The organism is Pseudomonas botevensis (genome assembly GCF_019145475.1).
GTDB classification, from domain to species: domain Bacteria; phylum Pseudomonadota; class Gammaproteobacteria; order Pseudomonadales; family Pseudomonadaceae; genus Aquipseudomonas; species Aquipseudomonas botevensis.
On the sequence record NZ_JAHTKI010000001.1, the window covers coordinates 1 to 22,963 of the forward strand.

Annotated in this window: 28 protein-coding genes; 17 read left to right on the plus strand and 11 right to left on the minus strand. The window is 61.0% G+C overall.

Features of this window, described 5'->3' with window-relative positions; translation table 11 throughout:
• Positions 1–108: 108 nt before the first annotated feature.
• Positions 109–1,329: a CaiB/BaiF CoA transferase family protein gene (locus tag KVQ74_RS00005; protein WP_217828945.1), complete on the minus strand. Its 1,221-nt coding sequence runs from the start codon at positions 1,327–1,329 to the stop codon at positions 109–111.
• 13 nt (positions 1,330–1,342) lie between these two features.
• Positions 1,343–2,524 carry an acyl-CoA dehydrogenase gene (locus KVQ74_RS00010; protein WP_217828946.1) on the minus strand — a complete coding sequence of 394 codons (1,182 nt, stop codon included), beginning with the start codon at positions 2,522–2,524 and terminating at the stop codon, positions 1,343–1,345.
• 158 nt (positions 2,525–2,682) lie between these two features.
• Between KVQ74_RS00010 and KVQ74_RS00015 the strand changes: the two genes are divergently transcribed.
• From KVQ74_RS00015 to KVQ74_RS00065, 11 genes are all read left to right on the plus strand, one after another.
• Positions 2,683–3,582: a LysR family transcriptional regulator gene (locus KVQ74_RS00015; RefSeq protein WP_217828947.1), complete on the plus strand. Its 900-nt coding sequence runs from the start codon at positions 2,683–2,685 to the stop codon at positions 3,580–3,582.
• A 434-nt stretch (positions 3,583–4,016) separates the two neighbouring features.
• Complete coding sequence (locus KVQ74_RS00020; protein ID WP_217828948.1) at positions 4,017–5,138, plus strand: Re/Si-specific NAD(P)(+) transhydrogenase subunit alpha; 1,122 nt, start codon at positions 4,017–4,019, stop codon at positions 5,136–5,138.
• A 15-nt stretch (positions 5,139–5,153) separates the two neighbouring features.
• Positions 5,154–5,474: an NAD(P) transhydrogenase subunit alpha gene (locus KVQ74_RS00025; RefSeq protein ID WP_217828949.1), complete on the plus strand. Its 321-nt coding sequence runs from the start codon at positions 5,154–5,156 to the stop codon at positions 5,472–5,474.
• Complete coding sequence (locus KVQ74_RS00030; protein WP_217828950.1) at positions 5,474–6,907, plus strand: NAD(P)(+) transhydrogenase (Re/Si-specific) subunit beta; 1,434 nt, start codon at positions 5,474–5,476, stop codon at positions 6,905–6,907. The genes KVQ74_RS00025 and KVQ74_RS00030 overlap by 1 nt, the downstream gene beginning before the upstream one ends.
• A gap of 214 nt (positions 6,908–7,121) precedes the next feature.
• Positions 7,122–8,615, plus strand: a complete 1,494-nt coding sequence (locus KVQ74_RS00035; protein ID WP_217828951.1) for an acetyl-CoA hydrolase/transferase family protein — start codon at positions 7,122–7,124, stop codon at positions 8,613–8,615.
• Positions 8,616–8,937: 322 nt separating this feature from the next.
• Positions 8,938–9,153 (plus strand): DUF1127 domain-containing protein, encoded by a 216-nt coding sequence (locus tag KVQ74_RS00040; RefSeq protein ID WP_085579493.1) that lies wholly within the window; start codon positions 8,938–8,940, stop codon positions 9,151–9,153.
• Between the two features lie 257 nt (positions 9,154–9,410).
• Positions 9,411–9,620 carry a DUF1127 domain-containing protein gene (locus tag KVQ74_RS00045; protein WP_217828952.1) on the plus strand — a complete coding sequence of 70 codons (210 nt, stop codon included), beginning with the start codon at positions 9,411–9,413 and terminating at the stop codon, positions 9,618–9,620.
• A gap of 134 nt (positions 9,621–9,754) precedes the next feature.
• Entirely contained in the window at positions 9,755–10,072 is a 318-nt protein-coding gene (locus KVQ74_RS00050; protein WP_217828953.1) for a DUF2388 domain-containing protein, read from the plus strand.
• Between the two features lie 108 nt (positions 10,073–10,180).
• A complete protein-coding gene (locus KVQ74_RS00055; RefSeq protein ID WP_217828954.1) occupies positions 10,181–10,489 on the plus strand; it encodes a DUF2388 domain-containing protein in 309 nt (102 codons plus the stop codon).
• 28 nt (positions 10,490–10,517) lie between these two features.
• Complete coding sequence (locus KVQ74_RS00060) at positions 10,518–10,838, plus strand: DUF2388 domain-containing protein (RefSeq protein ID WP_065260625.1); 321 nt, start codon at positions 10,518–10,520, stop codon at positions 10,836–10,838.
• Entirely contained in the window at positions 10,835–12,796 is a 1,962-nt protein-coding gene (locus KVQ74_RS00065; protein WP_217828955.1) for a DUF7844 domain-containing protein, read from the plus strand. Before KVQ74_RS00060 ends, KVQ74_RS00065 begins: the two co-directional genes overlap by 4 nt.
• A 56-nt stretch (positions 12,797–12,852) precedes the next feature.
• On the opposite strand, the gene KVQ74_RS00070 is transcribed toward KVQ74_RS00065, so the two are convergent.
• The 3 genes from KVQ74_RS00070 to trpB all read right to left on the minus strand — a co-directional run bounded on the left by KVQ74_RS00070 (position 12,853) and on the right by trpB (position 15,463).
• On the minus strand, positions 12,853–13,296 hold the full coding sequence (locus KVQ74_RS00070; RefSeq protein WP_217828956.1) for an anti-virulence regulator CigR family protein: 444 nt from the start codon (positions 13,294–13,296) through the stop codon (positions 12,853–12,855).
• Between the two features lie 122 nt (positions 13,297–13,418).
• A complete protein-coding gene (trpA, locus tag KVQ74_RS00075; RefSeq protein ID WP_217828957.1) occupies positions 13,419–14,231 on the minus strand; it encodes a tryptophan synthase subunit alpha in 813 nt (270 codons plus the stop codon).
• Positions 14,231–15,463: a tryptophan synthase subunit beta gene (gene trpB / locus KVQ74_RS00080; protein ID WP_217828958.1), complete on the minus strand. Its 1,233-nt coding sequence runs from the start codon at positions 15,461–15,463 to the stop codon at positions 14,231–14,233. Before trpB ends, trpA begins: the two co-directional genes overlap by 1 nt.
• Positions 15,464–15,589: 126 nt before the next feature.
• Between trpB and KVQ74_RS00085 the strand changes: the two genes are divergently transcribed.
• A complete protein-coding gene (locus KVQ74_RS00085) occupies positions 15,590–16,507 on the plus strand; it encodes a LysR family transcriptional regulator (RefSeq protein ID WP_217828959.1) in 918 nt (305 codons plus the stop codon).
• On the opposite strand, the gene KVQ74_RS00090 is transcribed toward KVQ74_RS00085, so the two are convergent.
• On the minus strand, positions 16,480–16,806 hold the full coding sequence (locus tag KVQ74_RS00090; RefSeq protein WP_095190284.1) for a DUF883 family protein: 327 nt from the start codon (positions 16,804–16,806) through the stop codon (positions 16,480–16,482). The two genes, KVQ74_RS00085 and KVQ74_RS00090, sit on opposite strands and share 28 nt — an antisense overlap.
• A 156-nt stretch (positions 16,807–16,962) precedes the next feature.
• Here KVQ74_RS00090 and KVQ74_RS00095 point away from each other — a divergent pair, with 156 nt between their 5' ends.
• Both KVQ74_RS00095 and KVQ74_RS00100 read left to right on the plus strand, forming a co-directional pair.
• Positions 16,963–17,178 carry a dodecin gene (locus KVQ74_RS00095; RefSeq protein WP_217828960.1) on the plus strand — a complete coding sequence of 72 codons (216 nt, stop codon included), beginning with the start codon at positions 16,963–16,965 and terminating at the stop codon, positions 17,176–17,178.
• Between the two features lie 127 nt (positions 17,179–17,305).
• The gene (locus KVQ74_RS00100) at positions 17,306–17,530 is read left to right on the plus strand and encodes a DUF1161 domain-containing protein (RefSeq protein WP_217828961.1); all 225 of its coding nucleotides are present in this window, start codon (positions 17,306–17,308) and stop codon (positions 17,528–17,530) included.
• 127 nt (positions 17,531–17,657) lie between these two features.
• Here the strand turns inward: KVQ74_RS00100 and KVQ74_RS00105 are convergent, their stop codons facing one another.
• Complete coding sequence (locus KVQ74_RS00105) at positions 17,658–18,659, minus strand: LLM class flavin-dependent oxidoreductase (protein ID WP_217828962.1); 1,002 nt, start codon at positions 18,657–18,659, stop codon at positions 17,658–17,660.
• 241 nt (positions 18,660–18,900) lie between these two features.
• Here KVQ74_RS00105 and KVQ74_RS00110 point away from each other — a divergent pair, with 241 nt between their 5' ends.
• Both KVQ74_RS00110 and KVQ74_RS00115 read left to right on the plus strand, forming a co-directional pair.
• The gene (locus KVQ74_RS00110) at positions 18,901–19,332 is read left to right on the plus strand and encodes an OsmC family protein (protein ID WP_217828963.1); all 432 of its coding nucleotides are present in this window, start codon (positions 18,901–18,903) and stop codon (positions 19,330–19,332) included.
• Between the two features lie 103 nt (positions 19,333–19,435).
• Positions 19,436–19,669, plus strand: a complete 234-nt coding sequence (locus KVQ74_RS00115) for a DUF1161 domain-containing protein (protein ID WP_217828964.1) — start codon at positions 19,436–19,438, stop codon at positions 19,667–19,669.
• A 6-nt stretch (positions 19,670–19,675) separates the two neighbouring features.
• On the opposite strand, the gene KVQ74_RS00120 is transcribed toward KVQ74_RS00115, so the two are convergent.
• Both KVQ74_RS00120 and KVQ74_RS00125 read right to left on the minus strand, forming a co-directional pair.
• Positions 19,676–20,095 (minus strand): PA0061/PA0062 family lipoprotein, encoded by a 420-nt coding sequence (locus tag KVQ74_RS00120; RefSeq protein ID WP_217828965.1) that lies wholly within the window; start codon positions 20,093–20,095, stop codon positions 19,676–19,678.
• 41 nt (positions 20,096–20,136) lie between these two features.
• Positions 20,137–20,559 (minus strand): PA0061/PA0062 family lipoprotein, encoded by a 423-nt coding sequence (locus KVQ74_RS00125; RefSeq protein WP_217828966.1) that lies wholly within the window; start codon positions 20,557–20,559, stop codon positions 20,137–20,139.
• 59 nt (positions 20,560–20,618) lie between these two features.
• Between KVQ74_RS00125 and KVQ74_RS00130 the strand changes: the two genes are divergently transcribed.
• On the plus strand, positions 20,619–21,695 hold the full coding sequence (locus KVQ74_RS00130; RefSeq protein ID WP_217828967.1) for an aminopeptidase: 1,077 nt from the start codon (positions 20,619–20,621) through the stop codon (positions 21,693–21,695).
• A gap of 38 nt (positions 21,696–21,733) precedes the next feature.
• Here KVQ74_RS00130 and KVQ74_RS00135 read toward each other — a convergent pair whose 3' ends face one another.
• Complete coding sequence (locus KVQ74_RS00135) at positions 21,734–22,384, minus strand: HAD family hydrolase (RefSeq protein WP_217828968.1); 651 nt, start codon at positions 22,382–22,384, stop codon at positions 21,734–21,736.
• Between the two features lie 18 nt (positions 22,385–22,402).
• Positions 22,403–22,948: a gamma carbonic anhydrase family protein gene (locus KVQ74_RS00140; RefSeq protein ID WP_217828969.1), complete on the minus strand. Its 546-nt coding sequence runs from the start codon at positions 22,946–22,948 to the stop codon at positions 22,403–22,405.
• Between the last annotated feature and the right edge of the window lie 15 nt (positions 22,949–22,963).

Consider the following 22,963-nt stretch of genomic DNA (forward strand, 5'->3'; position numbering starts at 1 on the left):
CCTGAATCTGCCGTCAACCGTTAATTTCACTTTTCTTTCAACAAGTTGCGAAACGGCAAAAACCCGATGCTTCTATATAGAAGAGCTCCCTCTATATAGAAGCCACCATCAAAGCACCCCATCCCTCTTGAGAGCATCCACCGCACCAACCCCAAGCCCGAGCACCCGCTGCAAGACCTCCAGCGTATGCTCGCCCAATAAAGGCGGCGCACGACGATACTCGACCGGGGTCTGCGACAGACGAATCGGACTGGCCACCTGCGGCACCTTTCCCGCCAACGCATGTGGCAACTCAATCGCCAACCCACGGGACTTCACCTGCGGATCCTCGAACACCTGGGACAAATCGTTGATCGGCCCACACGGCACCCCAGCCTGTTCCAACTGCGCGACCCACTCAGCCGTCGTCTTGAAAACCGTTGCCTGGCGGATCAGCGGAATCAGCACCGCCCGGTTTGCCACTCGCAGCTTGTTTGTCGCGAAGCGTGGGTCATCCGCCCACTGCGGCTGCCCTGCCACCTCGGCGAACTTGCGGAACTGCCCGTCATTACCCACAGTAAGGATGAAGTCGCCGTCAGCCGTAGGAAAATCCTGATACGGCACAATATTCGGATGCGCATTCCCCAACCGTTTCGGCGCATTGCCCGTCGTCAGGTAGTTCATCGCCTGATTCGCCAGACAAGCCACCTGCACGTCCAGCAAGGCCATGTCGATATGCTGGCCGCCACCTTCATGATCGCGATGAGCGAGCGCAGCCAGGATGGCAACCGTTGAATAGAGCCCGGTCAGGATGTCCGTCAATGCGACACCAACCTTGACCGGACCCGCCCCCTCGTCACCCTCTGGCCGCCCGGTGAGGCTCATCAGCCCGCCAAGCCCCTGGATCATGAAGTCATAACCCGCGCGCTTGGCGTACGGCCCGGTCTGACCGAAACCGGTGATCGAGCAGTAGATCAGATCCGGGTTGATCGCCTTCAACGACTCATAATCCAGACCATAGGCCGCCAGACCACCCACCTTGAAGTTTTCGATCAGGATGTCGGACTTCGCCGCCAGTTCTCGCACCAGCTTCTGCCCCTCGGGGCGCGTGAAGTCGATCGTCACCGATTGCTTGTTGCGGTTGGCCGACAGGTAATACGCCGCCTCGCTGGTGTTCTCGCCATAGGCGTCCTTCAGGAAGGGCGGCCCCCAGGCGCGCGTATCGTCGCCATTGCCCGGACGCTCGACCTTGATCACCTCCGCGCCAAGGTCGGCAAGAATCTGCCCGGCCCATGGGCCGGCCAGCACGCGCGATAAATCCAGTACCCGCAGATGCGACAGCGCGCCCATGGTCGCTCTCCTATTAATAGAACGCCTGCAGACCGGTTTGCGCACGCCCCAGAATCAGCGCATGAACGTCATGGGTCCCTTCATAGGTATTCACCACCTCCAGGTTGACCAGGTGACGAGCCACGCCGAACTCGTCGGAGATGCCGTTCCCGCCGAGCATGTCGCGAGCCATTCGAGCGATTTCCAGCGACTTGCCGCAAGAGTTGCGCTTCATGATCGAGGTGATTTCCACCGCAGCGGTGCCCTCATCCTTCATGCGGCCCAGACGCAGGCAACCTTGCAGTGCGAGTGTGATTTCGGTCTGCATGTCCGCGAGCTTTTTCTGAACCAGTTGAGTGGCTGCCAGCGGGCGACCGAACTGCTGACGGTCCAGGGTGTACTGGCGAGCGGTGTGCCAGCAGAATTCGGCTGCGCCCAATGCGCCCCAGGAAATACCATAACGAGCGGAGTTGAGGCAGGTGAACGGCCCCTTCAGGCCACGCACGTCAGGGAAAATGTTCTCTTCCGGTACGAACACGTTATCCATGACGATCTCACCGGTGATCGACGCACGCAGGCCGACCTTGCCATGGATCGCCGGGGCGCTCAGGCCTTTCCAGCCCTTCTCCAGGACGAAGCCACGGATGTCGCCAGCGTCGTCCTTGGCCCAGACCACGAACACGTCGGCAATCGGGCTGTTGGTGATCCACATCTTGGCGCCGGTCAGGCTGTAGCCGCCTTCGACCTTGCGTGCACGAGTAATCATCGCGCCCGGGTCGGAACCATGGTTCGGCTCGGTCAGACCGAAGCAGCCGATCCATTCGCCGGATGCCAGTTTCGGCAGGTATTTCTGCTTCTGGGCCTCGGTCCCGAACTCATTGATCGGCACCATCACCAGCGAAGACTGCACGCTCATCATCGAGCGATAGCCAGAGTCGACGCGCTCGACTTCACGGGCAATCAGGCCATAGCTGACATAGTTCAGGCCGCTGCCACCGTACTGTTCCGGAATGGTCGCGCCCAACAGGCCGACTTCACCCATTTCACGAAAGATTGCCGGGTCGGTCTTTTCATGGCGGAACGCCTCGAGAACGCGCGGAGCAAGACTCTGCTGGGCGAACTGCTCGGCGGTGTCGCGGATCATGCGTTCTTCTTCAGTCAGCTGTTGATCCAGCAGCAGGGGATCGATCCAGTTGAAGCTAGCTTTACCGCCCATGAGTGAGTCCTCGCAAATCGAGTGAATTAACGTGGGATTGATCCTAGGCGTGACTGAGCCATGCGGCAAACGAGGATTTCGCATTCTGTTGTGCTAATTTCTCACTCCGAAACATCTTCGATAGCCGTTTACCTGAAACATTAGTGAGGTTGACGTACATGCGCCGCAAGATTCCCAGCACCACCGCTCTGATCAGTTTTGAAGCGGCCGCCCGGCACGAGAGCTTTACCAAGGCCGCCGAGGAACTTTCGCTCACCCAAGGCGCCATTTGCCGACAGATCGCCAGCCTTGAGGAGTTCCTCAACGTCGAACTGTTCCGACGCTCGCGGCGCGGAGTGAAACTGACCGAAGCAGGCCTTTCCTACAGTCGTCGGGTTGCCACCCAACTCGATGCGGTGGAACGCGACACGCTGTCGGTCATGGGCCAGCAAGGCACCAATGTGATCGAACTGGCGGTAGTGCCAACCTTCGGCACCCAATGGCTGCTGCCACGGCTCAAGGACTTTCAGTCCAGGCATCCGGAAGTCACGGTCAACCTGACCAACCGCACGCGCCCCTTTCTGTTTGCCGATACCGAGTTCGATGCGGCGATCTATTTCGGCGATGCCGACTGGTCGGGTACGGAATCACACAGATTGATGGGCGAGAATCCGATGCCGGTGTGCAGCCCCTCCCTACTTGGCAACAAGACGCATCTGACAGCCGAAGACATCGCCGAACTGCCCCTGCTGCAACAGACCACTCGCCCCTACGCGTGGCGCCAGTGGTTCAACTCACAGCATCTGAATATTCCCCGCGACATGACAGGTCCGCGCTACGAGCTATTCTCCATGCTGGCGCAGGCGGCCATGCACGACATGGGGATCGCGCTGATTCCACCGTTTCTGATTCAACGCGAACTGGCGGAAAAACGCCTGGTCATCGCCAACCCGAATGCGCTCGCGAGCATCAAGGCGTATTACCTGATGATTCCAGAGCGAAAAGTCGAATCAGCGTCGCTGAAGGCTTTTCGCGACTGGCTCGTACATCAGGCGCACAGCTACAGCCCAGAAGGATAAAGGCATTCGGCATTTATTAACCCCGTAGTCAGAAAAACAAAAGCCCTACAGATATAAGTATTTGTCGCAAATCAGCAGACTGTATACGAAGGTCGTACAGACGTCCCAGAACCGGCTCCCCGCGTGGCTTTGCGCCTACATTTACGACGCATCACTGCTTATTCACGCCACCGATGAGAAAATTTTGCATATTCGTCCAGAATCCTTGCAAGGCACGGCCTGTAAGGGATTCGACCGGCCATGTGCGACATTCGGTCACGGCATGACTTGTAGTTAATTTTCCGTCACCCGTCATAATCCCTTGAAGGGCATAAACTTCGCCTGCAAAATGCCGCGCCCCGCCCTGATTTGGCGGGATCGTGCTGATCGGCCGCCCCAGTCGCACCATCCGAAGTGCCTGGGTTTACTCAATAAGATCACGCAGGAGATTTGACGTGCACATTGGTGTTCCTCTCGAAACCCAGACCGGTGAAACACGGGTTGCCGCAACCCCGGAAACCATTAAGAAGCTGATCAGCCAAGGTCATAAGGTCACTGTGCAAACCGGCGCCGGCATCAAAGCCAGTGTTGTCGACAGTGCCTATGAAGCGGCGGGCGCAACCATTGGCAGTGCCAACGATGCGTTCGGTGCCGAGCTGATTCTCAAAGTGGTCGCCCCCAGCGACGCCGAACTGACGCTGATCAAGCGTGGAACGGTGCTGGTCGGCATGCTCAACCCGTTCAACAACGAAACCATCGCCAAAATGGCCGAGTGCGGGATCACCGCGTTCGCCCTGGAAGCGGCGCCGCGCACCTCTCGGGCACAGAGTCTCGATGTGCTGTCGTCCCAGGCGAACATTGCCGGTTACAAGGCGGTGTTGCTGGCTGCCCACTACTACCCGCGCTTCATGCCGATGCTGATGACCGCCGCGGGCACCGTGAAAGCGGCGCGCGTGCTGATTCTCGGCGCGGGCGTGGCCGGATTGCAGGCGATCGCCACGGCGAAGCGTCTGGGCGCGGTCATCGAGGCCTCCGACGTTCGTCCGGCGGTGAAGGAACAGATCGAATCCCTCGGCGCCAAGTTCGTCGACGTTCCCTACGAAACCGATGAAGAGCGTGAATGCGCGGTCGGTGTCGGCGGTTACGCGCGACCAATGCCGGCAAGCTGGATGCAGCGCCAGGCCCAGGCCGTCCACGAGCGCGCCAAGCAGGCCGACATCGTCATCACCACCGCTCTGATTCCGGGCCGCAAGGCGCCGACGCTGTTGAGCGCCGAAACCGTGGCCCAGATGAAACCAGGCTCGGTGGTCATCGACCTCGCCGCCGCACAGGGCGGCAACTGCCCGCTGACCGTGGCCGATCAGGTTGTCGTGGAGAACGGCGTGACCATCGTCGGCCCGACCAACCTGGCCGGCGAAGTCGCCGCAGACGCCTCGGCACTGTATGCGCGCAACCTGCTGGACTTCCTCAAGCTGGTATTCAGCAAGGAAGGTCAGTTCGACGTGAACCTCGAAGACGACATCGTCGCTGCGTGCCTGATGTGCCGCGACGGCCAAGTCATCCGCAAAAACGCCTAAGCAGGGATTCAGACGATGGAAGAGCTTATCTCCCCCGGTATCTACAACCTGATCATCTTCGTGCTGGCGATTTATGTCGGTTATCACGTGGTCTGGAACGTTACGCCTGCACTGCACACGCCGCTGATGGCGGTGACCAACGCCATTTCGGCCATCGTGATCGTCGGCGCCATGCTGGCCGCCGCCCTGACCATCACTCCGCTGGGCAAGACCATGGGCACCCTCGCCGTGGCCCTGGCGGCGGTCAACGTGTTCGGTGGCTTCCTGGTCACCCGCCGCATGCTTGAGATGTTCAAGAAGAAAGCCCCGAAAGCAAAAGAAGAGGCGCCGAAGTAATGAGCATGAATCTCGTCACGACGCTCTACCTGATCGCGTCGATCTGTTTCATCCAGGCCCTCAAAGGCCTGTCGCATCCGACTACGTCGCGTCGCGGCAACCTGTTCGGCATGCTCGGCATGGCCTTGGCCATCCTGACCACTGTCGGCCTCATCTATAAGCTGGGCGCCGAGCTGGCTACCGCCGGTATCGGCTACGTGATCGTCGGCCTGCTGATCGGCGGTACCGCCGGTTCGATCATGGCCAAGCGCGTTGAAATGACGAAGATGCCGGAGCTGGTCGCCTTCATGCACAGCATGATCGGCCTGGCGGCGGTGTTCATCGCCATTGCCGCAGTGGTCGAGCCGCAGTCGCTGGGCATCGTCAAGCAACTGGGCGACGCGATCCCGGCGGGCAACCGTCTGGAGCTGTTCCTCGGTGCGGCCATCGGCGCAATCACCTTCTCCGGCTCGGTAATCGCCTTCGGCAAACTCTCGGGCAAGTACAAGTTCCGCCTGTTCCAGGGGGCACCGGTACAGTTTTCCGGTCAGCACAAGCTGAACGCGGTACTGGGCCTGGCCACACTGGTACTCGGCGTGACCTTCATGCTCACCGGCAACCTCGCCGCGTTCGCGCTGATGCTGGCCCTGGCGTTCGTGATGGGCGTGCTGATCATCATCCCTATCGGCGGCGCCGACATGCCGGTGGTGGTGTCGATGCTCAACAGTTATTCCGGCTGGGCGGCGGCGGGTATCGGCTTCTCGCTGAACAACTCGATGCTGATCATTGCCGGTTCGCTGGTGGGTTCGAGCGGTGCGATCCTGTCGTACATCATGTGCAAGGCGATGAACCGTTCCTTCTTTAATGTGTTGCTCGGCGGTTTCGGCAATACGGCGGATGCCGGCCCGGCCGGTGCGAAAGAGGCGCGTCCGGTGAAATCCGGTTCGGCCGACGACGCTACCTTCCTGCTGACCAACGCCGACACCGTGATCATCGTTCCGGGTTACGGCCTGGCGGTGGCCCGCGCGCAGCATGCATTGAAAGAGCTGACCGAGAAGCTGACCCACCACGGCGTCACCGTGAAGTACGCGATCCACCCGGTAGCCGGGCGCATGCCGGGGCACATGAACGTACTGCTGGCGGAAGCCGAAGTGCCGTACGACCAGGTGTTCGAGATGGAAGACATCAACTCCGAGTTCGGTCAGGCCGACGTGGTGCTGGTGCTTGGCGCCAACGACGTGGTCAACCCGGCCGCCAAGAACGATCCGAAATCGCCGATCGCCGGCATGCCGATTCTCGAGGCGTTCAAGGCCAAGACCATCATCGTCAACAAGCGTTCGATGGCCAGCGGCTATGCCGGTCTGGACAACGAGCTGTTCTATCTGGACAAGACCATGATGGTGTTCGGCGACGCGAAGAAAGTCATCGAAGACATGGTCAAAGCAGTCGAGTAAACCTCACCGGCAATGCAAAACGCCCCGACTCGTCGGGGCGTTTTTGTTTGCGCAAATCGTTGGACAATTTGCCGCGTTGTTACCGATCCGGTAACGGTGTTTTACTTGAAACCCGCTAAATAGACGCCTCGTTTGCGACCTTGGTAGCGGGACAGGCGTCCGCGAAATTCACTAGACTGCGCATCCTGCTACTCGCTGCCCGAGATAAAAATCCATGTACCGTGACCGTATTCGCCTGCCTGCGTTGTTGGATAAAGTGATGACCGCCGCCGAGGCCGCCGCTCTGATCGAGGACGGCATGACCGTCGGCATGAGCGGCTTCACCCGCGCCGGCGAAGCCAAGGCCGTGCCCCATGCTCTGGCCGAGCGGGCCAAGGTCACGCCGCTGAAGATCAGCCTGATGACCGGCGCCAGCCTCGGCAACGATCTCGACAAGCAACTGACCGAGGCCGGCGTCCTGTCGCGACGCATGCCGTTCCAGGTCGACAGCACGTTGCGCAAGGCCATCAACGCCGGCGAGGTGATGTTCATCGACCAGCACCTGTCGGAGACCGTCGAGCAACTGCGCAACCAGCAACTCAAGCTGCCGGACATTGCCGTGATCGAAGCCGTTGCCATCACCGAGCAAGGGCATATCGTGCCGACCACGTCGGTGGGCAACTCGGCGAGCTTCGCGATTTTCGCCAAACAGGTGATCGTCGAGATCAACCTGGCGCACAACGCCAACCTCGAAGGCCTGCATGACATCTATATCCCGACCTATCGCCCGACGCGCACGCCGATCCCGCTGGTAAAGGTCGACGATCGCATCGGCAGCACCGCCATCCCGATTCCGCCGGAGAAGATCGTCGGCATCGTCATCACCCAGCAGCCGGATTCGCCGTCCACCGTGCTGCCACCGGACGCCGACACCAAGGCCATCGCCGATCACCTGATCGCTTTCTTCAAGCAGGAAGTGGACGCCGGGCGCATGACCAACAAGCTCGGCCCATTGCAGGCCGGAATCGGCAGCATCGCCAATGCAGTGATGTGCGGCCTGATCGACTCGCCGTTCGAAGACCTGAGCATGTACTCCGAAGTGCTGCAGGACTCGACCTTCGACCTGATCGATGCCGGCAAGCTCAGTTTCGCTTCGGGCAGCTCGATCACCCTGTCCGAGCGGCGCAACAGCGACGTGTTCGGCAATCTCGAGCGCTATAAGGACAAACTGGTGCTGCGCCCGCAGGAAATTTCCAACCATCCGGAAGTCGTGCGGCGCCTGGGCATCATCGGCATCAACACCGCGCTTGAGTTCGACATCTATGGCAACGTCAACTCAACCCACGTCTGTGGCACGCGGATGATGAACGGCATTGGCGGCTCCGGCGACTTCGCGCGCAATGCGCACCTGGCCGTGTTCGTCACCAAATCGATCGCCAAGGGCGGCGCGATCTCCAGCGTGGTGCCGATGGTCAGCCATGTCGACCATACCGAGCACGACGTCGACATCCTGGTGACCGAAGTCGGCCTGGCCGACCTGCGTGGCCTGGCGCCCCGTGAGCGCGCCCGGGCAATCATCGACAACTGCGTACACCCGGATTACCGCCAGGCGCTGAACGATTACTTCACCGCAGCCTGTGCAATCGGCGGTCACACGCCACACATTCTGCGTGATGCGTTGAGCTGGCACATGAATCTGGAAGAAACCGGACGCATGCTGGCGGTGTAATCCACACAGAAGATCCGCTGATGCAAACACAGTTTTCGTCAGCGGATTTATTGCAAAGACCATTTCCGTAAAAAACTGTACTGCTGTACCGGTGTTTTCCTGCCTGCTTTTCCTGCTTTCGGGGCTGACTCGAGCAAAAACGCACCATTATCGAGCGGACAGGTACAGTTTGCGCGATTTTGACCCGTACACCGTCTATAAACAGTTAACTGGTCACTCACAATACATATGAACTGTATCTACAGAGACTGGGCAAACGAGAGGATCATGGGCACCAGTTAAACCACTACCTAATCCCGCCACAAGCGGAAGGATGTCAACCATGGAACGTACACTCAGTTCCGAACTGTTCTTCGAAGACAAAGCTGTTAAATCCCAGGCTTCCATGCCTCTGCGCGTTCTCGCCAACCTGATGCTGTGGCAGCGCCGCATCTCCAGCCGCCACCAACTGGCTCGCCTGGATTCGCGTCTGCTGGCTGACGCCGGTATCAGCGAAGCACAACGCTACGAAGAGCTGAGCAAGCCGTTCTGGCGCTAAGTAGCGTCGCTGGCTCTGGTCGCTAGACCCACCGCCAGCAACCCGAATTGAACAAACAAGACCCGTCGCGGGAAACCGCGACGGGTCTTGTCGTTTCTGGCCCGAAAAACTCCCGATACAGCCGCCCGAGCCAAAGACAGGTACAGTTTTAAATAAACCACAACTGAACCAGTACAATTTTGACTCTGTGTATCTGCCCCCGCCCTTGCATCCGGCTCAACATGACTTTTCGCCTCTCCCGGTAAAAGGAAAACGTCATGAATGACTTACAGGATGTGTCAGCGGTTGTTATCCCGTCCGCTGCTCGCCAAAAGCCTCTGTGGCGTCTGTTTCAGGGCCTCTGGCAAGGTCTGGAGCGCGCCAGAACGCGGCGCCTGCTGGCGCAACTCGATGCACGGGATCTGGCCGACCTGGGTCTCAGCCGCGCCGATCGGCTCAATGAAATGACCAAACCCTTCTGGCGCTAGCATTCTGCCCACTGTGCGAACACCGCGCGTCGGCCTAATATCCACGCAGAACGTGGCGAATGCTGTGCGACTGGCGTCTGACTCCCAGACACCGTGCCACCTCTCAATACGGTTTTATCTACAGGAGTTACACCATGTCCCCTCTTCGCCTGCTCAGCGCTGCCGCCCTGCTGGCCGTGGCTGCCAACGCCAGCGCCACCAGCTTCATCGTGACCACCGACGCCGTTGTCGGTGCCCTGAAATCCTCTTCCGATGCCACCTCCGACGTCACCTCGTCCTTCCGTGACGACAAGATCGTGCTCGCCGCCCGTGATGACGCCGCCAGCTTCGTGGCCAGCGAAGGCGAAATCCGCGGCGTGAAACTGGAAAGCGCCCTCGATCACATCCGCCATCAGGCACCGCAACTGAACGCGACCGACGCACAGCTGGCCCAGGCCATTCTGACGATCTAAGCGACAGCGGTACTTGCGGGACATGCCAGTCATGTCCCGATGTTTCGGCGCTGGCTCTGGCCCGGGGGTTACGCTAGCCTTGGGGCTCACCAACAGCCGCCGAGTCTCATGCGCTTTCTTGCCAAACTGCTCATTCCTTCCGTTGCCGTGACTGCCTGCTGGACGACATCGGTCGATGCCTTCGATGTGTCGACGCAAAACACCGTCGTCAGCGGATACGCCACCAGCCTGGTGTCTTCTGCGCCTTTCGACCGTAAAATGCTGCTCGCCGCCCACGACGATGCGGCGGTATTCGTTGCCAGTGACGGCCAGTTACGAGGCGCCCGGCTGGAATCCGCGCTGCATTACCTGCGAAAATCCCGGCCAAAACTTCATGTAAGCGACCTTGAACTGGCTGAGGCAATTCTCGTCCAATAGTTATCCCTGTCCCCTCCGGAGTCGTTCCATGCGTAGCCCGCTGATTGCTGCCGCCCTTGGCCTGCTGTTGTTGGCCGATATGGCCCAGGCGCACACCCTGGTAGCCACCAGTAACATCATCGTTCGTGCCTCCCAGCGCACCATCGATTTCACGTCCGATACCACGACGTCGATCCGCGATTCGAAAATCATCCGCGAAGCCCACGACGATGCCGCCAGCTTCGTCGCCAGCAATGGCGATATCCGTGGCGCGCACCTGGAAGCCGCCCTCAACACCTTGCGCACCCGCGTGCCGGAAGCCCGCGACGCCAGTGATCAGGTACTCGCCGAAGCCATCCTCGCACTGTGAAGTCACTCAACGCCTGGCTGCTGGCCGGGGCGTTGTTGCTGCTTGGCAACAGCGCCCACGCCGACCTGCAACTGCGGCTCAAGACCGACGGTCTGAGCCCCGCCCAACAACAGGCCAGCCAGGCGCTGCTCGATGAAGCCATGCAGGCGTTGCCGCCGAGCTTCATCGCACGTCTGGACCGACGCATCGATGTCGGCTGGACCGATGACATGCCCGGCAACGCCTACGGCCAGGCGACGCTGGTCGACGAACTCGATCTGAATCGCAAACTGCTCGCCGGTCTCACCGATGGCAGCGCGGCGAAAGAAAAAACCAATCGCCCCCACGGCACCGTACGCCGCGAACTGTTGGCCACGGTCCTGCACGAAATCACCCACATTTACGACCGCGCACGTTTATGGCCCGCCGCCGAACGTACGCTGATCCAGCGCTGCACCCGGCGTTTCAACAGCGCCGGGCTGATCGGCATTCCCGATGCATGTCGCGGCCAGAACGGGCGGCGCTTTACCCTCAGCGATGATCCGCGCCTGCTCGACCTCGCGGGCTGGCAGCAATATGTCGGCCGCCGTGGCGAGCGCGAGCAGCACAACCGGCAGATCGCCCGCAGCCCGGACCTGTATGAGATTTCCGCGCCGAAAGAGTTTGTCGCGGTCAACATGGAGTATTTCCTGCTCGATCCGAGCTACGCCTGTCGCCGTCCGGCGCTGTACCGCTATTACAAGGAGCACTTCGGCTGGGCGCCGCCGGCCAAGGACACCTGCAGCCAATCCTTCTCCTTCCTCAATGCGGGCAACGACTTCGCCAAACAGCCGCTGGGCCAGGTCGATCCGGAACGTGTGTACGCCGTCGACTACCTGCTGGCCGAGGCCAATCAGAACTGGGTCAGCCGCTGGGGCCACAGCATGCTGCGTCTGGTGATCTGCGCCCCGGGCCGGCCACGCGGGCCGGACTGCCGCCTCGATCTCGACCAGCATCTGGTGCTGTCTTACCGCGCGTTCGTGGGTGACGTGCAGCTGTCGAGCTGGGACGGCCTGGTCGGCAAGTACCCATCGCGGCTGTTCGTACTGCCACTGGCGCAGGTGATCGACGAATACACCAAGACCGAACTGCGCAGCCTTGCTTCGGTGCCACTGAACCTGTCGCGCAAGGAAATCGAGGAAACGGTCGAGCACGCCGCCGAAATGCACTGGAGCTACGACGGCAATTACTTCTTCCTGTCCAACAACTGCGCGGTGGAAAGCCTGAAACTGCTGCGCAGCGGCAGCAACAACGCGCAGCTCACGGGCCTGGACAGCATCATGCCCAACGGTCTGCTGGAAGTGCTCAAGGGTCGGGGTCTGGCCGATACCAGCGTGCTGGATGACCCGAAAGAAGCCCTGCGCCTGGGCTATCGCTTCGACTCGTTCCGCGATCGCTATCAGGCGATGTTCGATGTGCTGAAGAAGCAGCTGCCGATCAAGCAGACCAGCGTCGAAGACTGGCTCTCGCTGTCCGCCGACGAGCGTCGACCGTGGTTCGAACGCGCGGACCTGCGCACCAGCGCCGCGTTGCTGCTGTTGGAGCAGGCGAGTTTCCGTCGCCAGTTGTTGCTGGCTCAGGATGAGGTCAAGCAGCGCTATCTCGGCGCCCGTGAGCTGGAAAACGGTGGCATGGACAAGGCCAATGCGACCTTGCAACAGATCCTCGCCAATAGCGGCTTCCTCAGCCGTCCGGCGGAGCTGCTCGACAGCCGTGGCTACGGCTTGCCGCAACCAAGTGAATTCAAGCGCCTGGAAGCCGAAAGCGCGTTGCGTCAGCAGAAGTTGCTGGTGTTGAGCGGCGACCTGGACAAGGAAGTACGGGCATTGCTGGAACCGAAACGCGCTGCCGAGATTGCCGCCAACGAGGCCAACGTGAAGCTGATCGGCGAGCATCTGCGCAAACTGCACAAGGCGGCCGGCGGCCTGGAATTGCCGTAAAACAAAAGATCGCAGCCTTGTACAAACAAGGCTGCGATCTTTTTATTGCCTGTCGATCAATACAACACGCCGTCCAGAATTTCATAGACGATCCCGGTGCCCACCGCGATCAGCACGATATCGCCCCCCGCCCGGCGCCATTCATAGCCGGGATACACCGGCAAGCGCCCCAGTGCGCGATTATCCAGACGCTCTCCGTAATAGCCGTGCGGCAACGGCCGGCCACGTTCCAGATGAATGCCCGGAGGCGGCGGCGCGCCGCGAACGAAGTAGCCATGGTTGTCGCGAATCACCTGGCGAACCGGGCCGAAATCACGCGGTGGCGGGCCGCCACGGTGGTTGCTCTGCCAATCATGATGGTCACCGCCACGATTGTCGTAGTGGCCCTGTTGCGGGCCGCCGTGGTCGTGATCGTCGCGCGGATCGGCGCTGGCCAGCAGCGGTGTCGCGCTGATCATCAGCACGCCCAGACTGGCAATCAGACGTTTCGGCATTTTCATCGGGTCTTTCCTCACTGCACTGACAGCAAAAAGGGATTCAGGACAGAGTCCTGAATCCCTCGATCTTGCTGATTTAGTCTGTGCCGCGAGGCGCTAATTCCTCTGTATCAGGAACTTTACCTTCAGCTGACGCGGGCCTTACGCACGCCCTCGGACAGCGCCGAACACAGGCCCAGCACGCCATCGATAGCCTGGGCCGGTGTGGCGGCATTGGCGATGTGGTCGATCAGCGCCGAACCCACCACCACACCCTCGGCCAGACGCGCGATGGCGGCGGCTTGCTCCGGGGTACGGATGCCGAAACCGATGCTGATCGGCAGATCGGTGTGACGCCGCAGGCGCGCCACGGCTTCCTCGACATGCTCCAGGGTGGCCGCACCGGCACCGGTCACACCGGCTACCGACACGTAGTAAACAAAACCGGAGCTGCCGTTGAGCACCTTCGGCAGACGTGCGTCATCAGTGGTCGGCGTGGTCAGACGAATGAAGTCCAGACCGGCCGCCTGCGCCGGGTCGCACAGCTCGGCGTTGTGTTCCGGCGGCATGTCGACCACGATCAGACCGTCGACGCCCGCCTCTTTGGCCTCGGTAATGAACCGCTCGACGCCAAACTTGTGAATCGGGTTGAAGTAGCCCATCAGCACCAGCGGCGTGTCGCGGTTGTCCTTGCGGAACTCGCGAACCATTTGCAGGGTTTTCGCCAGATTCTGTTTGGCCCCCAGGGCACGAATGTTCGCCAACTGGATCGCCGGGCCATCGGCCATCGGATCGGTGAACGGCATGCCCAGTTCGATCACGTCGGCACCGGCGGCAGGCAGCCCCTTGAGGATCGCCAGCGAGGTGTCGTAATCCGGGTCACCGGCGGTGATGAAGGTCACCAGCGCGGCGCGGTTTTCTTGCTTGAGGGCGGCAAAACGGGTTTGCAGGCGGCTCATCAGTGTTTCTCCTGCTTCGATTGTTCCATGTGATGCATGACGGTCTGCATGTCTTTGTCGCCACGGCCGGACAGGTTGACCACCATCAGGTGATCCTTCGGCAGTTTCGGTGCGCGCTTGAACACTTCGGCCAGGGCATGGGCGCTTTCCAGCGCCGGGATGATCCCTTCGAGGCGGCAGCACTGGTGGAACGCGGCGAGGGCTTCGTCGTCGGTCACCGAGGTGTACTGGACGCGGCCGATGTCATGCAACCAGGCATGCTCCGGGCCGATGCCCGGGTAGTCGAGGCCGGCGGAAATCGAGTGAGCGTCGATGATCTGGCCGTCGTCGTCCTGCAGCAGGAAAGTACGGTTGCCGTGCAGCACGCCCGGTACGCCGCCGTTGAGGCTGGCCGCGTGCTTGCCGGTTTCGATGCCATAACCGGCCGCTTCGACGCCGATGATTTCAACGCCCTTGTCGTCGAGGAACGGGTGGAACAGGCCCATGGCGTTGGAGCCACCGCCGATGCACGCCACGAGGCTGTCCGGCAGGCGGCCTTCCTGAGCCTGCAACTGGTCACGGGTTTCCTTGCCGATCACGGCCTGGAAGTCGCGCACCATCGCCGGGTAAGGGTGCGGGCCGGCCACAGTACCGATCAGGTAGAAAGTGCTGTCGACGTTGGTCACCCAGTCACGCAGCGCTTCGTTCATCGCATCCTTCAGGGTGCCGGTGCCAGCGACCACCGGGATCACTTCAGCGCCCAGCAGCTTCATGCGGAACACGTTGGCCTGCTGGCGCTCGATGTCGGTGGTGCCCATGTAGATCACGCAATCCAGGCCGAAGCGCGCGGCCACGGTGGCGGTCGCCACGCCGTGCATGCCGGCGCCGGTTTCGGCGATGATGCGTTTCTTGCCCATGCGCCGCGCCAGCAGGATCTGGCCGATGCAGTTGTTGATCTTGTGCGCGCCTGTGTGGTTCAGCTCTTCGCGCTTGAGGTAGATCTTGGCGCCACCGCAGAACTCGGTCAGGCGCTCAGCGAAGTACAGCGGACTTGGACGTCCGACGTAATCACGCTGGAAGTAGGCCAATTCTTCCTTGAACGCAGGATCTTCCTTCGCCGCTTCGTATTCACGGGCCAGATCAAGGATCAGCGGCATCAGGGTTTCGGCGACGTAACGGCCACCGAACGCGCCGAACAGGCCGTTATCGTCCGGGCCGTTGCGCAGGTTGGAAGTGTTCGAAGTCTGGGTCATGGGTGGCTCCAGGTGGATTCGCTGAGTAGACCGCGAGAAAGGACAATGGCGTCCACTCTACCCCTGACCTTCTATGCTGAAAACCGATAAGATCGCTGCAACCTGTCAGGAAAACTCACAGATCCCATGAGCCACGACCTTCCCCCGCTGAACGCATTGCGTGCCTTCGAGGCCACCGCCCGGCTGAACAGCGTCAGTCAGGCCGCCGAGCAATTACACGTAACCCACGGAGCCGTCAGTCGTCAGCTCAAGGTGCTTGAGGAACACCTTGGCGTGAGTCTGTTCGTCAAGGATGGGCGCGGCTTGAAACTCACAGATGCCGGCATCCGCCTGCGAGACGCCAGCGGCGAGGCGTTCGACCGGTTGCGCAGCGTCTGCGCCGAACTGACCCAGAGCCACGCCGATGCGCCGTTCGTGCTCGGCTGTTCCGGCAGCCTGCTGGCACGCTGGTTCATTCCAAGGCTGGGGCGACTGAATGCGGATCTGCCGGACTTGCGTCTGCACCTGTCGGCCGGCGAAGGCGATCTCGATCCACGGCGTCCGGGACTGGATGCGCTGCTGCTGTTCGCCGAGCCGCCATGGCCGGCCGACATGCAAGTCTACGAACTGGCCAGCGAACGCATCGGCCCGGTACTCAGCCCGCTGTTCAGCGGCTATCAGCGGCTGCAAGACGCGCCCGCCGAAGCGTTGCTCCATGAACCCTTGCTGCACACCACCTCGCGCCCGCAGGCCTGGCCGAGCTGGGCGCAGCAAAGCGGCCTCGACGCCAGGGCATTGAAGTTCGGGCAGGGTTTCGAGCATTTGTATTATTTGCTGGAGGCGGCGGTCGCCGGCCTCGGCGTGGCCATCGCCCCGCAGCCGCTGGTGGCCGAAGACTTGAAGGCCGGTCGCCTGGTCGCGCCATGGGGTTTTTGTGAAACCCCGGCGCAACTGGCGTTGTGGCTACCCAAGCGCGCCGCAGACGGGCGCGCCCGGCAATTGGCGCAATGGCTCAGGGACGAGTTGCGCCAGGCGGATCACTCGCCGCGCTTGAACAGCAAGTAAGCGGCCAGCAGACCCAACGCGCCGACGGCCACGCCGGCGGTCGTCCACGGATGTTCCTGCGCGTAATCGCGGGTGGCGATGCCGGTCTCGCGGGTTTTCACTTTGACTTCTTCATAGGCATCGCTGAGCAGGTGGCGCGAATGTTTCAGCGCGCTTTCGGCATTGCTTTTCAGCGCCTTGAGGGTCTTGCGCGACTCGTCCGAAGCATCGTCCTTCAGACTTTCCAACGACTTGAGCAGACTCTCGATCTCCGCTTCCATGCTTTGCAATGAGGCTTTGCGTAAAGAGGTGTTGGCCATGATAACTCTCCTGCATTGGTGATGAGTGGCGTGTGTTGGTTGGGACTTCGCGGGTTTGAGAAAGTGCAGAAAATCTGAACTTCGCCTCGCACAGATCGCCGAAATCAACACTGGAAATTCACTGCTAGGCTGTATTCACACTTCAAGGAGAACGTCATGAGTGACCATCACACGTACAAGAAGATCGAGCTGGTCGGTTCGTCCACTACCAGCATCGAAGAAGCCATCAACAACGCGTTGGCCGAGGCCAACAAGAGCATCAAGCATCTGGAGTGGTTTGAAGTGGTCGATACTCGCGGCCACATCAGGGACGGCAAGGCCGCTCACTTCCAGGTGACCCTGAAAGTGGGTTTCAAGATTGCCAGTAGCTGAGTTTGATCTACGCTTCTGAACTTGCGCGCTGGCCGAGTGCCATAGGAATGGCAAAGCGCTACAGGTGAGCGCATCGAGCAGATCGCCCGGTGCCCGCCTCTTTTGATCCGACCAGGGAGTGCGACCGATGAAGAAGTTCATGTTGGCGGTAGGTTTGTTGAGCCTTGCGGGTGGTGCGTTTGCTGCCGGCAAGCCTTGTGAAGAGCTGAAGGCCGAGATTGCGGCCAAGCTCGATGCCAAGGGCGTTTCCGGTTATTCGCTGGAGATTGTCGACAAAGGTGCGGCGGCGGACGGCAAGGTCGTCGGCAAGTGTGAGGGCGGCGCCAGGGAAATCGTCTACAAGCGCGGTTGAGTGCGCCTGTAATGCAAAAGCCGACGCGGATGCGTCGGCTTTTTTGTGGGCGCTCGGCTGGGGGATCGTGGCGTGATTGAGGCGGGAGGCGGAGGGAGCCCAATCCCCACGCTCAGTCCCCGAGTTTTCAGCCCTTCATCACCTGCGCCAGCAACGCGTAGGAATGCAGCCGGTCCGCATGTTCATACAGATCGCAGGTGAAGATCAGCTCATCAGCCTGGGTCTGCTCGATCAGCACTTCCAGTTTCGCGCGGATCTTCTGCGGGCTGCCGACCATCGCCAGGCCAAGGAAATCGCCCACGGCCTCGCGCTCGTGAGGCAGCCACAAGCCGTCCATGGTTTTCACCGGTGGACGCTGCACCAGACTTTGCCCACGCATCAGCGCAAGAATTCGCTGATAGACCGAGGTCGCCAGGTAATCGGCCTGTTCATCGGTGTCGGCCGCCACCAGCGGCACACCGAGCATCACATACGGCTTGTCGAGCACCGCCGACGGCTTGAAATGGTTGCGATAGACACGAATCGCCTCATGCATGAAGCGCGGTGCGAAATGCGAGGCGAACGCGTAGGGCAAACCGCGCTCCCCGGCCAGTTGCGCGCTGAACAGGCTGGAACCGAGCAGCCAGATCGGCACATTGGTGCCGGTGCCCGGCATCGCGATCACCCGCTGATCCGGAGTGCGCGGGCCGAGGAAGCGCACCAGCTCGGCGACATCTTCCGGGAAATCATCGGCACTGCCGGAGCGCTCGCGACGCAGGGCGCGGGCGGTCATCTGGTCGGAGCCGGGCGCACGCCCAAGGCCCAGATCGATCCGGCCCGGATAGAGGCTTTCCAGGGTGCCGAACTGCTCAGCGATCACCAGCGGCGCATGGTTGGGCAGCATCACGCCGCCGGAACCGACGCGGATGGTCGAGGTGCCGCCGGCCAGATACCCCAGCAGCACCGAGGTCGCGGAGCTGGCGATACCATCCATGTTGTGGTGTTCAGCGACCCAGAACCGGGTGTAGCCGAACTTCTCGACATGCCGGGCCAGGTCCAGCGAATTGCGCAGCGATTGGGCCGGGCTGCCGTTCTCGCGCACGGGCACCAGATCGAGCGTGGAAAATTTTACATCGGACAGTTGCTTCATAACCCTGCTTCTCCGGGTGAGGACGCAGGTTTGTTCTCGCGAACGCGAACCTGCCGAATTCATAAGCGTGTCCAGAGCAATATGGGCATATACCCGAGTTTCAATAGCCGATGCAAAATTTCCTACTAAATTTGTCAACGATTCACATGAGCTGAACTTTGTTCCGCCGTCTATCCTCAGAAACCTTGCAGACAAAACCGCGATGGCGCGGCGTTCCGCGCCTGATGATGAGGAGGTACACATGGCTATCGTGAAGAAAGCATCCGCGCATTGGGAAGGTGACCTGAAAACCGGCATCGGCTCGATTTCCACCGAAACCGGTGTCCTGCGGGAAGCCCCCTACGGCTTCAAGGCCCGCTTCGAAGGCGGCAAGGGCACCAACCCGGAAGAACTGATCGGCGCCGCGCACGCCGGCTGTTTCTCCATGGCGTTTTCGATGATTCTCGGCGACGCCGGGCTCAAGGCCGACAGCATCGACACCCAGGCCGAAGTCACCCTCGATCAAGTGGAGGGCGGCTTCGCGATCACGGCGGTGAAGCTGATCCTCAAGGCGAAAATCCCGGGCGCGACCCAGGCGCAGTTTGAAGAACTGAGCAACAAGGCCAAGGAAGGTTGCCCGGTTTCCAAGGTGCTGAATGCGAAGATCAGCCTGGACGCCTCGTTGGTCGGCTGATCGCCTTGAGCCAGGTCAGAACCCGCCAGGCAAAACGCTGGTCGAATGTAATGACAGCAGCCTTCGCGCATCTTCGTGCGCGCTGCTCCAGGGAGCTTCAACCATGAAACGTTTTGCTTTGGCGGTTCTCGGCCTTGCCCTCGCGACTGGCGCCGTGGCGGCACCGAAACCCTGTGAAGAACTCAAGGCCGAGATCGAAGCCAAGATCCAGGCGCGCGGGGTCACGTCCTACACGCTGGAGATCGTCACCAACGATGAAGTCCACGATCAGAACATGGTCGTCGGTTCGTGCGAGAACGGGACGAAGAAGATCATCTACCAGAAGAACGACCGTTGAGAGGCCTCAGATGATGCAGTAGGACTCACGGTCCTCGGCGACGATTTCCTGCCTGTCGTTGTACAGCCGGGCACTCGGGGTAAACGCCAGCGAGCGCCCTTCCAGCCTGTAGCGCTTCCCGGCCTCGAAATGGTCGTAGCGGATGGTCAGATAGCAGAGGCGTTCCATCGGCCCGGTCATCAGGCTGCCGCCACCACCGAACACTTCGAAGTCGAACCGCACGCGCAGCTCATGGCTGCCCGGCGTCACCTGGAAATAGCGCCCGTCGCTCAGCCGCTGGTTGTCCAGACGATCGGCCATGAGCAGTTTGCCGCCCGGGGTCGGTGTGGCGAATTCGACCCAGGCCATTTGCGGATTGACCGGTGGCAATGGCGTCTGGCAACCGGCGATAGCGCCGACGGCGAGCAACAGCATCAACTTGCGCATGATTGGATATCCCCTGTTCCGGACATCCAGCATAACGCCGATCAGGTGCCCTGACAGCCCGCCGGCGTGCCTTGGCCGACCACTTTGCGCTGCTGGTCATAGAGTTTGGCCCAAGGCCGGAAACCGATATTCCCGGCCTGCAGCTGATAACGCTGGCCGGCGTTGAAGTCCTTGAATTTCAGGCTCAACTGACAGTCGCGCCACAGCGTCTGGGCGTCGGGGCCGATGTTGGTCGCTTCCACCGGAAACTGGTAACGCACTTTCAGCTCATGGCTGCCGGGCTGCACTTCGAAATAACGTTTGTCGACAGCAGCCTTGGCGTCGACCTGCAACGCTTGCAACGCCGTGTCCTGTTGCCGGGCATCCAGATCGATCCAGGCCTGGGAAGGGTCAGGGTTGGGCATTCCGAATCCGGCACAACCGGCCAGTGTCAGCAGGCCTCCAGTCAGCATCAACATGCGCATAGCGAAGCTCCAATGGGCGGGATAGTCTTGCGGGCAGACTTTCCAGGGATGTTCTTATTGTGATCAGGCCGTTTCCAAGCCTTGGGTTACTTGATCGCGTTTTGCGGGTTTTGTTTCCGGGTGCGTTGTTTTTGTTACTCAACGGTTGCTCCAGCCTTGGCTACTACAGCCAACTGGCCTCGGGGCAGATGCAATTGCTGCGGGCGCGGGAGCCGGTGAGTGAGGTCATCGCCGACCCGAGTCGCGACCCGACCCTGCGCGCGCACCTGGTCCAGTCGCAGAAAGCCCGGGCCTTCGCCAGCGAGCACCTGCACCTGCCGGACAACCAGAGTTATCGCCTGTACGCCGACATCGGCCGGCCCTATGTGGTGTGGAATGTGTTCGCCACCCCGGAGTTTTCCCTGACCCCGCAAAACCATTGTTTCCCGATTGCCGGGTGCGTGGCCTATCGCGGCTACTACAGCCAGAGCGCGGCCCGGGGCGAGGCGGCGATCCAGCGCCTGCAAGGCATGGACGTATCGATTGGCAGTGTGGAAGCCTATTCGACCCTGGGCTGGTTCAACGATCCGATTCTCAACTCGATGATGGGCTGGGGCGACGAGCGGCTGGCGACGCTGATCTTTCATGAGCTGGCGCATCAGCGCTTTTATGTACAGGACGACACCGAGTTCAACGAGTCCTTCGCCACGTTCGTCGAGCAGGAAGGCACTCGCCAGTGGCGGGCATTTCGCGGACTGCCGGCCGATCACGACGCGCAGTTGCAACGACGCGATCAATTCATTCAGTTGGTGCTCGATACCCGGACCCGTCTGGAAAAACTCTACGCGCAACCCTTGCCCGCCGAGCAGATGCGCACGCGCAAGGCCGCTGAGTTCGAACGGTTTCGCCGGGATTACCGGACCCTGCGCGATAGCCAGTGGGCCGGGGACAAACGTTATGACACCTGGGTCAATGCGCCACTGAACAATGCCCGGTTGTTGCCGTTCGGGCTGTATGACCAGTGGGTGTCAGCGTTCGCCGAGCTGTTCCGACAGGCCGGCGGCGATTGGCAGCGCTTTTATGCACAGGTCGAGAAGCTGGGGGGATTGCCGGCCAGGGAGCGCAAGGTGGCGCTGCAAGCCCTGGCAGGCTCATAACCTTTATTGGCACGGGCTCGCCCGCGAAGGCGACTCCCTCAACGCCGCAAAAACGCCTGGTGCAACTCATCCAGCGTCTCGAAGTGATAAGCAGGGGCCTCGGCGCTCAGCTCTTCGTGACTGCCAAACCCATACCCCACCGCCGCCGCATCCAGCCCGTTGCTGCGCGCACCGATCAGGTCATGCTTGCGGTCGCCGATCATCAGGGTGTCGGCCGGGTTCAGTCCTTCCTCGGCCACCAGATGGGCAATCAGCTCGACCTTGTTGGTGCGGGTGCCGTCCAGTTCGCTGCCGTAAATCACCTTGAAGTGCCGGGCGAAGTCGAAGTGCCGGGCGATTTCCCGGGCGAACACCCACGGCTTGGATGTCGCAATGTAGAGCTGCCGCCCCTGGCCGCCGAGGGTTTCCAGCAACGGCGTGACGCCATCGAACACGCGGTTTTCGTACAGGCCGGTGACTTTGAAGCGCTCGCGATAGAAATTCACCGCCTCCCAGGCCTTGGCTTCGTCGAATCCGTAGAACTGCATGAACGCCTGCAACAGCGGCGGGCCGATGAAGTGTTCCAGTTTGCTCAGATCCGGCTCATCGATGCCGAGCTTGCCCAAGGCGAACTGGATGGAACGGGTGATGCCCTCACGCGGGTCGGTCAGGGTGCCATCGAGGTCGAACAGTACAGTCTGGTAATGCATGGGAATTCCAAAGTCGGTTCAGAGGGTGTCGTAGCCTTCGGCCAGATGCAGGTCCTTGAGCTTCACGTAGTTCGCCGCGCTGTAGGTGAAAAAGGCGCTTTCCTTGTCGGACAGTGGCCGGATCTGCTTCACCGGGCTGCCGACGTACAGAAAACCGCTTTGCAAACGCTTGCCCGGGGGCACCAGGCTACCGGCGCCGATGATCACATCGTCCTCGACCACCGCGCCGTCCATGACGATGCTGCCCATGCCGATCAGCACGCGACTGCCGACGGTGCAGCCATGCAGCATGACCTTGTGGGCGATGGTCACATCGTCACCGATCAGCAACGGGAAACCGTCCGGGTTGAAAGGGCCGGCGTGGGTGATGTGCAACACGCAGCCGTCCTGGACGCTGGTGCGCGCGCCGATGCGGATGCGGTGCATGTCGCCACGGATCACCGTCAGCGGCCAGACGGAGCTGTCTTCACCGATTTCGACGTCGCCGATCACCACCGCCGAGCCGTCGACAAAAGCGCCTTTGCTCAAACGTGGCGTGTGATTCTGGTACTTGCGAAGGGACACGATAATTTCTCTCTC

Coding starts and splice junctions, on each gene's coding strand:
- KVQ74_RS00015 (WP_217828947.1), top strand. CDS start 2,683: ATGCGCCGCAAGATTCCCAGCACCACCGCTCTGATCAGTTTTGAAGCG.
- trpB (WP_217828958.1), bottom strand. CDS start 15,463: ATGACCCAGACTTCGAACACTTCCAACCTGCGCAACGGCCCGGACGAT.
- KVQ74_RS00030 (WP_217828950.1), top strand. CDS start 5,474: ATGAGCATGAATCTCGTCACGACGCTCTACCTGATCGCGTCGATCTGT.
- KVQ74_RS00035 (WP_217828951.1), top strand. CDS start 7,122: ATGTACCGTGACCGTATTCGCCTGCCTGCGTTGTTGGATAAAGTGATG.
- KVQ74_RS00010 (WP_217828946.1), bottom strand. CDS start 2,524: ATGGGCGGTAAAGCTAGCTTCAACTGGATCGATCCCCTGCTGCTGGAT.
- KVQ74_RS00115 (WP_217828964.1), top strand. CDS start 19,436: ATGAAACGTTTTGCTTTGGCGGTTCTCGGCCTTGCCCTCGCGACTGGC.
- KVQ74_RS00110 (WP_217828963.1), top strand. CDS start 18,901: ATGGCTATCGTGAAGAAAGCATCCGCGCATTGGGAAGGTGACCTGAAA.
- KVQ74_RS00005 (WP_217828945.1), bottom strand. CDS start 1,329: ATGGGCGCGCTGTCGCATCTGCGGGTACTGGATTTATCGCGCGTGCTG.
- KVQ74_RS00055 (WP_217828954.1), top strand. CDS start 10,181: ATGCGCTTTCTTGCCAAACTGCTCATTCCTTCCGTTGCCGTGACTGCC.
- KVQ74_RS00025 (WP_217828949.1), top strand. CDS start 5,154: ATGGAAGAGCTTATCTCCCCCGGTATCTACAACCTGATCATCTTCGTG.
- KVQ74_RS00100 (WP_217828961.1), top strand. CDS start 17,306: ATGAAGAAGTTCATGTTGGCGGTAGGTTTGTTGAGCCTTGCGGGTGGT.
- KVQ74_RS00095 (WP_217828960.1), top strand. CDS start 16,963: ATGAGTGACCATCACACGTACAAGAAGATCGAGCTGGTCGGTTCGTCC.
- trpA (WP_217828957.1), bottom strand. CDS start 14,231: ATGAGCCGCCTGCAAACCCGTTTTGCCGCCCTCAAGCAAGAAAACCGC.
- KVQ74_RS00120 (WP_217828965.1), bottom strand. CDS start 20,095: ATGCGCAAGTTGATGCTGTTGCTCGCCGTCGGCGCTATCGCCGGTTGC.
- KVQ74_RS00050 (WP_217828953.1), top strand. CDS start 9,755: ATGTCCCCTCTTCGCCTGCTCAGCGCTGCCGCCCTGCTGGCCGTGGCT.
- KVQ74_RS00060 (WP_065260625.1), top strand. CDS start 10,518: ATGCGTAGCCCGCTGATTGCTGCCGCCCTTGGCCTGCTGTTGTTGGCC.
- KVQ74_RS00040 (WP_085579493.1), top strand. CDS start 8,938: ATGGAACGTACACTCAGTTCCGAACTGTTCTTCGAAGACAAAGCTGTT.
- KVQ74_RS00085 (WP_217828959.1), top strand. CDS start 15,590: ATGAGCCACGACCTTCCCCCGCTGAACGCATTGCGTGCCTTCGAGGCC.
- KVQ74_RS00090 (WP_095190284.1), bottom strand. CDS start 16,806: ATGGCCAACACCTCTTTACGCAAAGCCTCATTGCAAAGCATGGAAGCG.
- KVQ74_RS00070 (WP_217828956.1), bottom strand. CDS start 13,296: ATGAAAATGCCGAAACGTCTGATTGCCAGTCTGGGCGTGCTGATGATC.
- KVQ74_RS00105 (WP_217828962.1), bottom strand. CDS start 18,659: ATGAAGCAACTGTCCGATGTAAAATTTTCCACGCTCGATCTGGTGCCC.
- KVQ74_RS00045 (WP_217828952.1), top strand. CDS start 9,411: ATGAATGACTTACAGGATGTGTCAGCGGTTGTTATCCCGTCCGCTGCT.
- KVQ74_RS00135 (WP_217828968.1), bottom strand. CDS start 22,384: ATGCATTACCAGACTGTACTGTTCGACCTCGATGGCACCCTGACCGAC.
- KVQ74_RS00125 (WP_217828966.1), bottom strand. CDS start 20,559: ATGCGCATGTTGATGCTGACTGGAGGCCTGCTGACACTGGCCGGTTGT.